The 15,013-nt window shown below is 34.4% G+C and carries 13 protein-coding genes and 1 pseudogene; 11 read left to right on the top strand and 3 right to left on the bottom strand.

The genetic code is table 11. The annotated features are described in order from the left end of the window. Positions 1–7 precede the first annotated feature (7 nt). Positions 8–982 carry a DUF6005 family protein gene (locus tag MKY88_RS12280; protein ID WP_340813777.1) on the top strand — a complete coding sequence of 325 codons (975 nt, stop codon included), beginning with the start codon at positions 8–10 and terminating at the stop codon, positions 980–982. Continuing rightward, positions 979–1,803 carry a sugar phosphate isomerase/epimerase family protein gene (locus MKY88_RS12275; RefSeq protein ID WP_328200754.1) on the top strand — a complete coding sequence of 275 codons (825 nt, stop codon included), beginning with the start codon at positions 979–981 and terminating at the stop codon, positions 1,801–1,803. The genes MKY88_RS12280 and MKY88_RS12275 overlap by 4 nt, the downstream gene beginning before the upstream one ends. A gap of 143 nt (positions 1,804–1,946) precedes the next feature. Here MKY88_RS12275 and MKY88_RS12270 read toward each other — a convergent pair whose 3' ends face one another. The 3 genes and pseudogenes from MKY88_RS12270 to MKY88_RS12260 all read right to left on the bottom strand — a co-directional run. Next, the gene (locus MKY88_RS12270; protein WP_193832070.1) at positions 1,947–3,425 is read right to left on the bottom strand and encodes an Lsa family ABC-F type ribosomal protection protein; all 1,479 of its coding nucleotides are present in this window, start codon (positions 3,423–3,425) and stop codon (positions 1,947–1,949) included. A 449-nt stretch (positions 3,426–3,874) separates the two neighbouring features. Next, positions 3,875–4,840, bottom strand: coding sequence for an arsenic resistance protein (locus MKY88_RS12265; protein ID WP_328200755.1), 966 nt, complete (start codon positions 4,838–4,840; stop codon positions 3,875–3,877). A 294-nt stretch (positions 4,841–5,134) separates the two neighbouring features. Continuing rightward, positions 5,135–5,230: pseudogene (locus tag MKY88_RS12260) on the bottom strand (2Fe-2S iron-sulfur cluster-binding protein); the annotation flags it as partial. A gap of 591 nt (positions 5,231–5,821) precedes the next feature. On the opposite strand from MKY88_RS12260, the gene MKY88_RS12255 reads away from it, so the two are divergent. From MKY88_RS12255 to MKY88_RS12215, 9 genes are all read left to right on the top strand, one after another. Continuing rightward, positions 5,822–6,190 carry a DUF2089 domain-containing protein gene (locus MKY88_RS12255; RefSeq protein ID WP_193832068.1) on the top strand — a complete coding sequence of 123 codons (369 nt, stop codon included), beginning with the start codon at positions 5,822–5,824 and terminating at the stop codon, positions 6,188–6,190. A gap of 12 nt (positions 6,191–6,202) precedes the next feature. Beyond that, positions 6,203–6,592 carry an SHOCT-like domain-containing protein gene (locus MKY88_RS12250; protein WP_036148449.1) on the top strand — a complete coding sequence of 130 codons (390 nt, stop codon included), beginning with the start codon at positions 6,203–6,205 and terminating at the stop codon, positions 6,590–6,592. Positions 6,593–6,602: 10 nt separating this feature from the next. Then, on the top strand, positions 6,603–6,884 hold the full coding sequence (locus tag MKY88_RS12245) for a hypothetical protein (RefSeq protein WP_008177759.1): 282 nt from the start codon (positions 6,603–6,605) through the stop codon (positions 6,882–6,884). Between the two features lie 363 nt (positions 6,885–7,247). Continuing rightward, the gene (locus MKY88_RS12240; RefSeq protein WP_340813776.1) at positions 7,248–7,685 is read left to right on the top strand and encodes a MarR family winged helix-turn-helix transcriptional regulator; all 438 of its coding nucleotides are present in this window, start codon (positions 7,248–7,250) and stop codon (positions 7,683–7,685) included. Positions 7,686–8,087: 402 nt separating this feature from the next. Continuing rightward, a complete protein-coding gene (gene hslO, locus MKY88_RS12235; RefSeq protein ID WP_193832066.1) occupies positions 8,088–8,966 on the top strand; it encodes an Hsp33 family molecular chaperone HslO in 879 nt (292 codons plus the stop codon). A gap of 377 nt (positions 8,967–9,343) precedes the next feature. Next, entirely contained in the window at positions 9,344–10,435 is a 1,092-nt protein-coding gene (locus tag MKY88_RS12230; protein ID WP_340813774.1) for a low temperature requirement protein A, read from the top strand. A gap of 927 nt (positions 10,436–11,362) precedes the next feature. After that, a complete protein-coding gene (locus tag MKY88_RS12225) occupies positions 11,363–12,574 on the top strand; it encodes an opine metallophore biosynthesis dehydrogenase (protein ID WP_340814828.1) in 1,212 nt (403 codons plus the stop codon). A gap of 98 nt (positions 12,575–12,672) precedes the next feature. Next, the gene (locus MKY88_RS12220) at positions 12,673–13,344 is read left to right on the top strand and encodes an SDR family NAD(P)-dependent oxidoreductase (protein WP_340813773.1); all 672 of its coding nucleotides are present in this window, start codon (positions 12,673–12,675) and stop codon (positions 13,342–13,344) included. A gap of 543 nt (positions 13,345–13,887) precedes the next feature. After that, complete coding sequence (locus tag MKY88_RS12215) at positions 13,888–15,006, top strand: ABC transporter (RefSeq protein ID WP_340813771.1); 1,119 nt, start codon at positions 13,888–13,890, stop codon at positions 15,004–15,006. Positions 15,007–15,013 lie beyond the last annotated feature (7 nt).

Below are 15,013 nucleotides of genomic sequence, written 5' to 3'. Positions count from 1 at the left end.
GCTAAAAATGATAAAAGTTCATTGTTTTGTAAGCTGTGTTTGTGAGGTTATTAAGAAGACCAAAGGCGTCGATCATAGGCCTTATTATTTTGGGGTATGGGATGCAGATTTCGATGTGCTTGATAATGGCGTGCTGACATACCACTCTGATCAAATTGATCACCATTTCTTTCAAACATGGTATGAAATGCTTTATGGAATCAAGCTTCACAAATGGTATGACGAAAATCAAACAAAACACGAAAATATAAATAAGCTACTAGCGTTATTAGAACATAAATCTCCCCAGCAACATGTAATGGTGATGTTAGATTTATCAAAGCTTCCAGAGCGAGAGAATAAATTTCATCAAAGTCCATTCCCTCATTATGTGATGCTAGAATCGACAGAAAATGAAGAAGAGTGGTTTATGTATGACCCTGATTTCCGTTGGGAGGGGTTATTACCGAAGGAAAGAATTTTAGCTGCCATCCAAGAGCCAACTGTCGGAGGAGGTTATTATTTTGATTCGGAGGCGATTATTGCTCCAACTATAGAGACGGTTGAAGCCTATTTTAATACATGTATCAAGCTTCATTGTAATCCATTGACAGATGCCATTGCTGAAATTATTAATGAGCATACTGTAAAAAATGATAAAGAAAGTATCTCAAAACTTCCGGCTGCAATAAAACAATTGCCAGTTATAGCAATAAGAAAATATGCATATGAGCATGCATTTGCATATTTTTGGGAAGCACTTGGCCGTGCTGAAGAAGGCTTTGACACATGGTGTGATGAAATTGAGCATTTAGTGAAGGGCTATACAACAGTTCAATATCGAGTGATGAAGCTTGCGATGACATATGATCCATTATTAATAGAAGATATTTTTGTGAAGCTAGAAGAACAAAATCTACTTGAGTTCAAGATCAAGCAAGGTTTACAAGAATGCTTTCAAGCATGGTTAACACTACAGCACAAGAAAGAGGTTACGTTATGAAACTATCTATTTGTACAATCTCGTTTCGACACCATCTTCATTCAATAGATCAATTAGCTCACTTTGCCAAAGCACAAGGCTTTCATGGTATTGAGCTTTGGGGTATTCATGCAAAGAACTTAGCAGATGATCTTCATTATGGAGCAGATTGGCTAAAATCCTTCGGTTTGGAAACGAGTATGCTTAGTGATTATTTACCATTAGAGGCACCTGTTTCTGAAATGATGGCTGAAACAGAGAGGTTATCTGCACTTGCAGAGCGCTGGGGAACAAATAAGATTCGTACTTTTGTCGGCAAGCAGGGCAGCTTAGAAACGAGTAAGAAGGAAAGAGAAGAACTTACTTTCAGACTTGAATTGATCTGTGATTATCTCGAGTCAAAAGGACAATACTTGCTTGTTGAAACTCATCCGAATACTTTGACAGATAATCTACCCTCAACCATACAGTTACTCGAAGAAACGAACCACTCAAGCCTACGAGTTAACTTTGACGTTTTACACGTATGGGAATCAGGGATGGACCCTATTGTCGCCATGAAGCAACTTCGCCCTTATATTTCACATTTTCACTTTAAAAATATTGCCTCCCGTACACAACTGGATGTTTTTGCACCAAACAATGTCTATGCTGCATCAGGGACTCGAGAAGGGATGGTTCCATTATTTGAAGGGGCCATTGATTACGGTGAATTCCTAGCAGAAATAGATCCAAATAGGGAGATAGATGCCTCACTAGAATGGTTTGGATCAAATGTGAAGAGTGTTTTAACAAAGGATATACAGGATATTAAGAAGGCTTTACAGCTAGTGCAAATATAGTATAAGGCTAAAGAGAATCCCAAGGAAAAACATTGTCGTCTGTTCCTTGGGATTTTGTCTTTATATTGGCGTTATTATTCTTAGAGCAACATCTGAAGAGCTATTGATTACAAACGATCAATTTTCAAAGCTTTCATACTTAGCTACATAGAAATAATTTTGGTCGCCACCGTTTGCTGAAATATTTGGTCATGCTCTACAAACACCATTGTAGGATTAAAGCTCTGAATGAGCTCTTCAATTTGTAGACGGGAATAGATATCTATAAAGTTTAGTGGTTCATCCCAAATATATATATGAGCTTTCTCACATAAACTTTTGGCAATAAGTAGTTTTTTCTTTTGCCCACCTGAATAATGAGCTATATTCTTCTCAAATTGAATTCGATCAAAATCCATTTTACGAAGGATGGATTTAAATAATGTTTCATCAATGCCATGCTCTTCAATAAAATCCGATAATGATCCCTTCAAATGGGAAGTATCCTGCTGCACATAAGATATAATAAGACCTGAGCCTACATGGATGGTACCCGTATGCTGTATGTCATTTCCATGAATGAGTTTTAAAATACTACTTTTACCGCTTCCATTTTTTCCATCAAGAACAATACGATCACCCTGTTCAACTTTAAAGCTTAATGGTTGATTAATCATTTGGTCATCATATCGAACAGATACATCGGTCAAAGTTATTAGTTCCTTTGACTGAAATGCCAATGGCTCTAATTTTAATGACTCTGTTTTTTCTACATTTTTTAGCAATTTTGATTTTTCATCGATTGCTTTTTGCTGTCTAGATTCAATGTGCTTCGCTCTCTTCATCATCTTAGCTGCCTTATGTCCGACAAAACCCTTATCTAGCTTAGAACCTGAATTCGTCGTCCCATTTTTGGAAGCCTCGACTTGATTGGACCAGCCTGCCGAACGCTTCGAGGAATGTTTTAATCTTTCTATGTCCTTTTGTAGACGATGGTTTGTTGCTTCCTCGTGTTCCTGCTGTCTATCAAAATTTAACTTCCATGAAGAATAGTTACCACTTTGAACGTCAATATTGGCTCGATTGATGGATAGGATATGGTCCACACAGCCATCTAAAAAGGTTCTGTCATGCGAAATTAAAATAAATCCTTTTTTCTTCTTCAAGTAGTTAGCGACAATTTTTCGCGCATCTGTATCAAGATGGTTAGTCGGCTCATCAATTAATAGAAATTGACCCTCCGTCAGAAAAAGAGCAGCAAGCAAAACCTTTGTTTGTTCTCCGTTCGATAATGTATAAAAGGGGCGATACATAACCTCCGCATCTACATTTAGATACGATATTTCACGAAGATACTCCCAATCCTCTGCTTGCGGGCAAATCTCCTCAAAAATTTCATACGTATATTTATTCCGATCTGCAACAGGGTAGGGGAAATAAGTAAAATCTACTGAAGCATTTATTTTCCCACTATACTCATATTTCCCTAATAATAAATGAAAGAATGTTGACTTCCCTCGACCATTTCTACCGATAAATCCTAGTTTCCAATCCGTATCTAATTGAAAGTTAACACCTTCAAAAATAGGATCAAAGCTACCTGGATAGGAAAATGTTAAATTTTGAACTTGTATCATTGACATGATAACTCCTCCTTTGTATAGCAATAATTTTTTCTTTCTTTTATACAAAGTCGGCATATCCATCTGGTGTCCATGTCTCCGCATAAGTAGGATGGATATTAACGACTTATACGGAGATATACATGTGTAACAATTGTGTCTAAATCGCTCATTTTCCACACTCCTTTTTTAGGATTTTGATGTAACTATGAGAGAATAAAAAAATCCCCCCAATTGTCATTGGAAGGATTAGTCGGTTACAGGTATTGATAAAGGACTTTTTTGCCATAGGAAAATGACGAAAAAAGTATAAACTGATTGATAAAAATGGACAGACTAATCCTATATTTTGTAGTTTGAAGTTATTGATTTCAACTTAAAATATAGTTTAGTTCATCATTGTTCATCCATCAGTCCTCTCATAATTGTATGTATATCGTACCAAATTTTTTCATGAATTACAAATCAGCCTATTGTTCGCGTAACAGTAGATAAGGCACAGCACGAATATAAATGATTTCTCCTATAATTTCGACAATCGTTTGTGTAACGATAATAGCAGCCACTACTGTATGAATTGGATCTGGCAAAGATAGGGCCAATGGCAGAACAACAAGCGAATTGCGTGTTGAACCACTAAAAATTAAAGCTCGACCAGATGCAAGGTCAAGCTTGAATCGTTTGCCAATGAGTTTTGAAATAAATGGCATGATAAACATAAAGGCCACGTAAATGGGAATAACCTTTACAATCAAATCAATGGACGTCGATAGTTTTCCAATTTGTGAAGCCACAACAACAAACAGCGTTAATGCCATAAAGGGAACAGGTAGCCATGCAGAAAATTGAATGATTTTATGACTAACTACTGATTTTTTAGCAAGTAGTTGAAGAATAATAGCGATGACTAATGGAACGACGATTAGCACCAAAAATGCCTCTAGGAAAGGGCCCACTTCAACTATTTCCGCTGCTTCATGTCCAATGAATAACCACAAATAGAAGGGTAGTAATAGCATTTGGGTAATGAAAAGCATAGGTGTCGAAATCAGCATGGCTTTTTCATTTCCCCCACCTAGTGCTGTAAAAACAATGACATAATCAATACAAGGTGTCAGTAATACCAAATAGACACCAAGTAATAAAGGTGGGTGGTTAGGTAAAAACAAAGTTAGTAGCCAAACAACAATTGGTACCGCAATATAGTTGACTGTTAGCAATGCCCCCAAAAAACGACGATTTGCAAAAGCTTCTTTTAAAGAGCCGAAAGGAATTTGTGAAAACATGCTGTACATTAATAACGCAATAACAAAAGAAAGGATAATGTCTAACCGCATGCCCATATCAGGGGCAAATAACCCTATACCTCCTGCTATTAATAAAACAAATACATACAGGGAAATCTGATTTTTTTCTAATGCTTCTTTTGAAATCATAATCATTGAACTCCTATTTTTTAACCCAGTATATTACTAGGGAAATTTCTCTTTAAGGGTATCATATAAAATTATCTTATTGGATGATATATGCAAATTCATTCATAAAACCTATTTTCAATGGAAGACTTGCCATGAATGATTGTTCTGAAGAAATTAAGTTGGTGGATAGGAACTTTAAAGTGCCTATATCACTTTTTACTTACTATAAAACTTTAAAGTGCGTACTTACTTTTGTTTAGAACAGTTCTTATAATACATTTGTGGAGTTTTTCTGTCAGATATTTTTAAAGATAGTATTTCTATACCATTTTCCTCAAGTGCTAGCACTAATTTTTTTCCTTTCTCTACTTCAAAAGTTTTTCCTCCAAACACGGTGACAAATGGCATCTAATAAAACTCCCTTCATATTTTCCTATTGATGGGGTTAACGAAGTAAGTGTTTTTATCAGTTTGTATTGATGCTGCTACTCTTATACAAAAATCATTCATTGACTGAAAGATTAACGATTATACATAGCGAGGATAGCTGTTTAGCGGGTAGCGATATGGTTGAAATCATCCAATGAGAAAACCATTCGCTTTATAGGATTACGTCCAAATCCACCGTACATGGGGATACATTTCACTTGGCATATAGGGAGAATTTCTTGTCACTTTCTAACCTTCTAATAATTAATGATAGCTCAGTGAAAAGACCTGAACCTACTTCACTAAGGCGATCTATTCAGTATCTTGGATTGAATCATTGAAAAAAGGGGGAATTTTGTTTTACCATATTGCCTCTACCTACTCCAATTGGTTATCATTTTAAAATAAAATGACGTTCCTCCACTTTATATAGATATCTTTTTAAAAATTAATTATTTTAAACAACAAATTAATATTTTTAATTTTTTTTGATAAATAATTAAACTTAATTATTTATTTTTTAAATTCTTTGTTATATAATCAAATCAACCTAAAGAAAGGAATTTCAAAATGGCCTATCAAGTAATCACAAATTGTCCTGTTTGCAGTAAAACATTGAAAATTACAAAGTTGCAGTGCTCTCATTGCCACACTACAATCGAAAATGAGTTTGAATTATCGAAACTGGCCTCCTTATCAAAGGATCAGCTTCATTTTGTGGAAGTATTTTTAACGTGTAGAGGGAATATTAAAGATGTTGAAAAAGAACTTGGGATTTCGTATCCAACAGTTCGAGGAAAGTTAACAGATATTATTTCATCCCTCGGACATGTGGAGAAGAAGAAGAAAAATGAAATAGATGAGAAAAATGTTGTTACCCTACTAGAAAATGGCGAAATCACAGCAGAAGAAGCCATTAAGCTTTTAAAAGAAGAATAGGAGGAAATGATCATGAAAGAGGAAATTGCACGAGTGTTAACGATGGTTCAGGAAGGGAAAATTGATGCAGAAAAAGGTTCCGAACTTATCCAAGTATTGCAAGAGAAAGATGAAGCAGGGAATAAGCTTTTAGAAAAACCAACTAAATATTTAGATAAAACATTAAAAGTTCGTATTGTATCAACCGAAAATGATAACGTGACTGTCAATTTACCTATCAAGTTGGTCAAGGTAGTATTAATGGCTGGACACAGTATCGCAGCTAGTATTCCACAATCTGAAAAATATGTGAAAGATCTAGATATCAGCCTTATAATGGAAGCTATTGAAAATGAATTAGATGGCCAAATCGTTGATATTAAATCGGCAAACGGGGATTCCGTTTCTGTGTTCATTGACTAGTGACCGACTGATGATACATGTCAAAGTGAAAACAAAGGATGTTCGACTTACCATCCCAATCCCATATGCGATGTTAAACATTGTTATTTCCATTTTGTCTTCAACATTATTTCAGCGTAATATAAACAAATGGACAAAAGAATACTTTGAAAGAAAAAAACTGGACTTTACCTTGCCGCCAATAGACAAAAAAACACTCAAGCCCATTGTCCAGGAGCTGAAGAATTATAAAGGGATCTTGCTAGTTGATGTCAAAGCACAGGATGGTACAGTGGTAAAAGTTAAACTATAATTTATTGAAATACAACCACTTACATCTGAAATAGTAGGTGGTTTTTTTACTTATTTGCTACCAATAGACAGGCAACACACCTTCAAAAAAACTTGGGCTTTCATAGTTTTTTCCAGAAATTTTATTTAAACCTCCCAAATCGTCCATTTTTTGTACCTTATTGCTTCCTTTAGTGAAATCACCACACTGCATCATAAAATTTTAAAAACATCTTACATCGATATACCTCCTTATTGTTTCATCACCTAAATCTTGATCATAAATAGCTACTGAAAATCATTGTGAAAGGAAAAGGGAGCGCATTAAAATGTATATAAGTTGAAATAACTTCAAAATTGAACTATTCTAAAGACGGTGATACGAATGGCAAATATACAATCACATGAAGCAATTTTATTGAACTCCATAATTTCTACCGCTGTACAAGATGAATTAAAACTAGAGTTAAAACGACTAGGCTATACTGACTTAGCCCCAAGCCATTTCATGCTGTTATACATTGTGTACAAAAATGGGGGACGCATACAAATCAAATGTATTTGTGATACAATGCTCAAACAAAAATCAACCATTACTGAAATGATTATCCGTTTAGTCAAGACTGGTTATCTTGTAAAAGAGGGGCATAGCGAGGACAAACGAGTAATGTATGTCGTTGCAACTAAAAAAGCACTGGATGTCCAGAAATATTTTGAAGAAATCTTTGATCATCTTACAAACAAAATGTTTCATGGATTTAATGAAGAGGAGAAAGCTACTTCTTTTTCTTTACTTCAAAAAGTGTTAGGTAATTTGAGTTAGAGCAGATCTGTTCTAACTTTTATTTCCCCTTGTAGTTCAAAATTGAACTATTTGTTTTCTTTTGTCCTCTCAAAATGTTGATTTATGTTGGACATCAATATAAATAGGTGAAATATTGGAATTATGCACTAATGTGTGTATTTCCTCTGTGTGCGCTTTACAATACTTAGGTTGATTATACAGAAACGCGAGCCAATGCAAATAAAAGAGATTATGACAGCGAAAATATCCTAAATTTCCACAAACGGTACTCGCATGATATGCAACTGAGGGCTTTGTTAAATGTATAACACGATAATAAAGTCGAAGGGAAATTGTTGGGTTAGGGGCGTCAGAAGATGCTAATTTATGAAGAGGAACCCTCAAACATCTATTAAAAAATTGAAGAAATGAGAGATAATAATGAAGGATTATTTAGTGAAAGGTTTAGCATATAACGGACAAGTTCGAGTTATAGCAGCAAGAACAGTCGATACAGTAGGGGAAGCTCAACATCGACACTATACATGGCCGACCGCATCAGCAGCGTTAGGACGTTCAATGACTTTCGGCGTGATGCTTGGTTCTATGTTAAAAAATGAAGACAAATTAACGATTCGTATAAATGGTGGGGGTGATTTAGGTACAATCCTTGTTGACGCTAACGCAAATGGTAAAGTACGAGGCTATGTAACAAACCCGCAAACACATTTCCCCCTAAACAGTATTGGGAAATTAGATGTTAGAAGAGCCGTAGGAACAGATGGTATGGTAACCATTTCAAAAGATATCGGTCTACAACACCCCTTTGTAGGACAGGTACCTATTATTTCAGGGGAATTAGGGGAAGATTTCACATACTATTTAGCACAGTCTGAGCAAATTCCTTCTTCCGTCGGGGTAGGAGTTATCGTTAACCCTGATAATACAATCCAAGCAGCAGGGGGCTTTATTATTCAAGCATTACCTGGCACGGAGGCAGAAATTATTGAAGAAATTGAAAAACGTTTAGAAAGTATTCCAACGATTTCAGCAATGGTACGTGATGGACTAACACCAGAAGAAATCTTAACAATGGTTGTAGGAGAGGGGAATGTAAAAATTCTCGAAACACAAGAAGTCCTATTCCAATGCACTTGCTCAAAAGATCGCTCAACGAATGTGCTAGTGAGCTTAGGTAGCGAAGAACTCCAAGATATGATCGATACAGATGGGCAAGCAGAAACACAATGTCATTTCTGTAATGAAACGTATCAATTTGACAAAAATGAATTAGAAGCAATGCTAGAACAAGCCGTTTAATCTTTAAATTAAGTTACTTACTATAAAAATACCTCCTTTGAATGTGATATCCAAAGGAGGTATTTTTTCTACAATAGCTAAAGTTTTGACATACGTACAAGCATTCTTGATTTTTCATCTAAAATGATAAGACTGAGATCCCTGTATCATTATATTATTTCTGTAAATATCGGTCTATTTCTTTGCTATGTTAGCAATTTTCATACTAGCATTGTTAAGTGGGATGGATCGTATTCGCAAGGCAAACAAAAAATGAACTGACTCCAGTTCCTTTTTTGTTTGCCTAAAATTTTTTGATTTAAGCTTAAACAGGTTCTTTATTAAGAAAAGCATTTTATTATATGATTAGCTAATAGGATTTGAAGGAGTATGATGAGATGGAAGAAAAGAAAATAACATGGTTAGAACTTTTTTATGATTTGATTTTTGTAGCAGCTGTTTCAACTGCCACTAATGTATTACTTCATGTTGAAAAAGGTGAAATTCGCCCAGAGTATTTTTTGAAGTTTGTTTTAATATTTATCCCTATTTGGTGGTCTTGGGTAGGACAAACATTGTTTATTAATCGTTTTGGACAGGATTTTTTACACCAAAGGATTTTTACAATATTCCAGATGCTATTTGTCCTGATTATGACATCTAGCCTATCGGTTAACTTTGATCAATACTATTTGCCATTTCTAATTGGCTATATTGGATTAAGAGCCCTTACTGCGGTCCAATATCTAATTGTTCACCGTTATGAAGAAGGCAATAGAAAGGACGTTGCTCACTATTTAGGCACACGTTTTTGGATTGGCATAATCATATCCTGTTTTTCTATCTTATTTGATTCATGGATTCGCTATAGCATATTGTATATAGGCATTCTGATTGATATCCTTGTACCTTTTTGGGGACGTAAATATTTGGTGAAGGCTCCGACTAATACATCTCATTTATTAGAACGTTTTGCTTCATTGACATTAATCCTTTTCGGAGAATCAGTTGTTAGCACCTTGTATGTGCTACAGCCACAAAAAGGGGATTGGGATTCTATTTTATTTTCAATCATCTCGTTTATTTTAATTGTTTCGATGTGGTGGCAGTATTTCGAAAATGTAGAAAAGAAAGTGGACAAATCAATCGAAACATCTGGTCAGACCATTATTTATGGCCATCTTTTTGTATTAATGTCTTTGAGCATGATTGCCGCTTCCATCAAGCTTCTGTTTCTAAATGAGGTTCGTTATTCATTTGATTTATATTTTATATTCGGCTCTGTATGCCTATATTTCATGACAACTACTATAGTTTTTCATCAGTATAGGTTTAAACAAGATCGTTTAACGCTTTATCATTTAACATTATTTATTGGGATCTTAGCCACTTTCTTTATCATTAATTTGATAGTAGAAGTCCCAAACGTTGTCATCATGGGAGAGTTGACGTTGTTTTTTATCATATACGCTAAATTAACAACGACATGAATAAAATGCTATAGATCTAAAAGACATGCTTATTTAAGTACTTTACGACAGATGTCTAGGAACATCTTTGTTCTTAAAATTTTTAAAAGTAATTCATTTCGTTTTTGACCTCTGCTGAGCCAAAGAAGACGTTAGCCAATTAATTCAATAAGCAAAAGGCTATGAATGATCATCATTCATAGCCTTTTTAATTTTATCGATAATGTAAGCCAAGGCACATGCACATGGTATACAATTTTCTAACATCATTTATATCTAATTTACCTAGTGGGCTTCTGACGTCCCGTAGCAAAACCATTATAGAATCTTCTAACCACTATCAAAATGAAATACTGTGACATTAAAGTAAAAAATACATCGAAATAGTCATAAAGGATACGGCATATATTGAATTTTAATCCTCTAAAATAGAAGTTGGGAAGTGATCGATATAGATATCATTAGTTGAGAATCTAAAAAATAACTCTTCTGTTTGTATTCATAACATCGAAAAAGAGTCTAATAGTTTTTAGTTAAAGGACTTCATGTTAGTATCTGATCTTTTTATAAAGAAGTATTCTCTCAATTGAACAATAATCAGTAAGGAAACACGCCGTTGTACAAGATTATTAGCTCAACTTTTTTAGCGTAAATATGACATAAACCAATAATAAGCCGGATTAAGTAAAGATGTTCTAGTTGATATGCGTCATGGAGAGGGGCTACCATCTTTTTTAATGATTCAATGTAAAAAGTAGACCAGACAAAATGGCGAATAATGGAGAAATAATACTTCCTCAAAGTGATGTTATTTTACATCAAAAGAACAATGACTTTTTTTAGATGAGGAGAAAGCTATGACATATTTTAATAGTGTGTTGATATTAGGAACAGGACCAACAGCCATTCAATTAGCTGTAAAAAAGTCATCTTAATAGTAAAGTAGCTATTGCAGGTCGTGAATCTAAACGCTCTAAAATTTTCTTTGAAACTATCGTTCAACATCAGCTTGCACTTCAGGTTTCTATTCAAAATACACAACATCAATCTGTTGCAGGAGAATGTACAATTGATGGATTGTTTAAAGGATACCATACAATATACGGTAATTGGGATACCGTTGTACTAAGCGTTACTTCAGATTCCTATATTACTGTATTAGAACAAATAGATATCAAAGTCTTGAGGGAAGTTAACTGCTTTATATTAATTTCACCAACGTTCGGCTCAAGTCATTTAATTACCAATTTCCTAAAGAATCTATCTACACACGCTGAAGTCATTAGTTTTTCAACCTATTATGGAGATACTAGATGGTTGGATGACATTCCGTCAAATAAAGTAATGACAACTGGGGTAAAGAAAACACTTTATATTGGTTCAACTAACTCAAAAACAGAACGATTAGATGAATTATGTAAATTATTTAATCGTTTGGGAATTCAATTAACAAAATTCACATCTCCACTTGAAGCAGAAACAAGAAATATATCTTTATACGTACATCCTCCCTTATTTATGAATGATTTTTCCTTACAAGTAATATTTGATGAACCAAAGACACCAAAGTATGTGTATAAACTTTATCCTGAAGGTCCCATCACATACACAACAATCCGTCATATGCTAAATTATTGGAAAGAAGTAATGACAGTGGTGAATGATTTCAATATTCAACCTCTAAATCTATTAAAGTTTATGGTAGATGATAATTATCCATTGCATCCCGCAAGTATAGATAGGAAAGATATAGAAAATTTTAATAACCTTGAGTCTATCCATCAAGAGTATTTGCTCTATATTCGTTATGCATCCTTGTTAATTGATCCATACTCTAAACCAGATCGAGAAGGAAAGTACTATGATTTCTCAGCAGTTCCTCTTAAAAGGATTTTTATTAATCATAATAGAGAATGGGATATTCCTAGAATGCCAAAAGAAGATTACTATCGTGTAAAAATCATTCAGGGTGTTGCAAAAGCCTTGAATTTGAAAAGTCCAACACTAGATTATTTTATACAAACCTATGAGGCAAAACTGCAACAAGTAGTAGCTTCATCTGAAAATAAAGCATATTCAGATGCCTTCCAAGTAAAATCTTTTTCACAAGACATTGAGTTAATAAGTAAGGAATTAATTTCAAGTAAATACCCAAAATAGTAATAGTTATATTTACATGAATATACGAACCTTCTTAAAAGGTTTAACAATGTTAAATAGAGAATAACTAATGTAAACGTTTTGTTAGGAGAGAAGCTATGCAGAACTTATTAGGAAAGGTTGTTCTCATCACAGGCGCAAGCTCAGGTATTGGGCTTGCTACTGCGGAGTTGATGGCCGCTCAGGGCGCTAAAGTAATTATTAATTATCATACAAATGTGAATGGGGCCATGGAAGCGGTCCAACGTATTCAAGAAAAGGATGGAGCGGCTATTGCCATTCAAGCTAATGTTAGGAATAAAGACGAAGTGAACGCAATGGTTGAACAAGCTATTTCCTCTTTTGGCACAATTGATGTGTTAGTTAATAATGCAGGTGGTGGCATCCGTCAAAGTACATTTATGGATATGAGTGAGGAGCTATGGGAGGAAACATTTCAATTAAATGTTACTAGTGTTCTCCTATGCTCCCAAGCAGTATTAAAATATATGATTCCCGTAAAATCCGGAAAAATCATTAATGTCTCTTCAGCAGCTGCACGAATTGGAGGGGCAGGGGAAAGTATCCATTACGCATCTGCAAAAGGGGCCATAAATACAATGACAATTGGCATGTCCAGAGAGCTAATTGACTATGGAATTATTGTAAACGGGGTTGCACCTGGAATGGTAGAGACACCTAGGGAAGTAGCAGAAGTCATTGCCTTCCTTTCTTCTGATGCCGCCAAATATATTCTTGGTGAAATTATAAATGTTAGTGGTGGGAGATAAATAACATAATAGCCTATGTAGCAGAGTATCTTTCATAGTAGAAAAGGGAAGGGATGTTGGATGATCGTAGAATTAGATAATGCTGATTTTAGTAAATGTAGGGAACTCCAGAAGCAAAAAAAGTTCAACTAAAATGGTTCGAAGGTGTTTAATTATACTGGCTATGAATTTTCCTTTTAACTTATGTGGAACAATGCAAATAAGCCATTTTAAATAATTGATCAATTGAGGACTGTAAAAGCAGTCCTTTTATTTATAACGTTTATAAATGTACCAGTTATATTAAAAATTTGTTTTAAAAGCAGCACACTAGATAATTACTATCAATATGAAAATCTAAATACTTAGAATGGTTAAATAAGCTATTAAAAAGTATCTAGATTTTATAGTTTCATATTATTTATTTGCTATTCATCCAATAAATAGAAAACTTTTTATTTGTAATATTCACAACCTTTAAAATACAAAAAATTGAAAAAATATCCACGAAGCATTATCATAGTATTCTAAAGACTTTCACAATTCAAAGCGAGGAGGATACCAGTGTTAAAAGCATTAAAAGTAGGTCTAGTGATAGAGCGAGCGAATCGAAGAAATTTAGTTGCACTAATTGCTGTTGTCATGATCGTTTTTGGCTTTATGTTTTATATAAAGGCGCAAGCCGTTGGTAATCAGCTTATTGAGAAAAAGGGTGATTATTATTCAACACAGGCCATACTATCAAAATTTCAAGTGAAGGATGCCTCTGAAACAGGTGATGGCAGCGACATATTTAAAAATTTAACGAAGCAAAAAAGTAAGATTGCATTGCAAATAGCCACATTAACGATGGACAGACAATCCATGTATTATGAGGCTTCACTTCAGCTTGCTGAATTAAGACAAGAGGCATTCCAATTAGAAGGATACAATGATATCGCAGAATTATTACCCTCTAAATTACAAAATTCGATGGACTATCTTTATTTTAAATGGATGAATGATGCGGGAAGGGATACAATAACCGACTTATTTCAATACATACCTTTCTTATTATTTTTCTTTAGTTACGTAGGGGCGGGCTGGTACATATTTATTAGCTTCCAAACAAGTTCTATTTTGCTAGATGATTTTGAGCATTCTAGTTTAATCCAAGGCTTTCCTGTTCGTTTTGATTCCTATATTTTATCCAAATGTATGATTTCTTTGTTCACCATCCTAACAAGCTTTTTACTCATTTTTATTTGCGCTAGTCCATTGTGGGTATTAAATGGACTTGGTAACCCACTAGATCCTGTAGGAATTTACGTAGGAGATGCTGTATTAATCTCTTCCGTCCATTATATCGCGATGAGCCTTGGCTATATGTTTGTCATTTCAATTTTCGTCATGCTGTTGTCGATTATATTGAATGTGTTACTGAAAAATATGTATTTAACATTATTTGTGCACTTTATTTTGTTCTTTTTACCGATGATTTTCCCATCTTTAATGAGTGTATTTCCCTATAATCCTTTTAATTTCATGAACTTCAATGATATTTTACGAGGCGCACCAGTAGATTTGGCACAGCCTGTTGATATTACGATGAATCTAGGCTTAATTATTATATTTATCTGTATTATTTTAATGTTATTCATTATTAAAACGTTTTTCTCAACAGGGAAAATTAAAAGGGCATAGAGGAGGT

Source organism: Lysinibacillus sp. FSL R7-0073 (assembly GCF_038009065.1).
GTDB lineage: Bacteria > Bacillota > Bacilli > Bacillales_A > Planococcaceae > Lysinibacillus > Lysinibacillus fusiformis.
Note: the sequence above shows the minus strand (reverse complement) of the source record. Positions and strands in the feature narration are given on the sequence as shown.

Bases quoted from the DNA above. Each gene is read 5' to 3' on its own strand.
- MKY88_RS12250 (WP_036148449.1), top strand. From the start codon at position 6,203: ATGAAAGAGGAAATTGCACGAGTGTTAACGATGGTTCAGGAAGGGAAA.
- MKY88_RS12240 (WP_340813776.1), top strand. From the start codon at position 7,248: ATGGCAAATATACAATCACATGAAGCAATTTTATTGAACTCCATAATT.
- hslO (WP_193832066.1), top strand. From the start codon at position 8,088: ATGAAGGATTATTTAGTGAAAGGTTTAGCATATAACGGACAAGTTCGA.
- MKY88_RS12220 (WP_340813773.1), top strand. From the start codon at position 12,673: ATGCAGAACTTATTAGGAAAGGTTGTTCTCATCACAGGCGCAAGCTCA.
- MKY88_RS12265 (WP_328200755.1), bottom strand. From the start codon at position 4,840: ATGATTTCAAAAGAAGCATTAGAAAAAAATCAGATTTCCCTGTATGTA.
- MKY88_RS12245 (WP_008177759.1), top strand. From the start codon at position 6,603: ATGATACATGTCAAAGTGAAAACAAAGGATGTTCGACTTACCATCCCA.
- MKY88_RS12280 (WP_340813777.1), top strand. From the start codon at position 8: ATGATAAAAGTTCATTGTTTTGTAAGCTGTGTTTGTGAGGTTATTAAG.
- MKY88_RS12230 (WP_340813774.1), top strand. From the start codon at position 9,344: ATGGAAGAAAAGAAAATAACATGGTTAGAACTTTTTTATGATTTGATT.
- MKY88_RS12275 (WP_328200754.1), top strand. From the start codon at position 979: ATGAAACTATCTATTTGTACAATCTCGTTTCGACACCATCTTCATTCA.
- MKY88_RS12255 (WP_193832068.1), top strand. From the start codon at position 5,822: ATGGCCTATCAAGTAATCACAAATTGTCCTGTTTGCAGTAAAACATTG.
- MKY88_RS12270 (WP_193832070.1), bottom strand. From the start codon at position 3,425: ATGTCAATGATACAAGTTCAAAATTTAACATTTTCCTATCCAGGTAGC.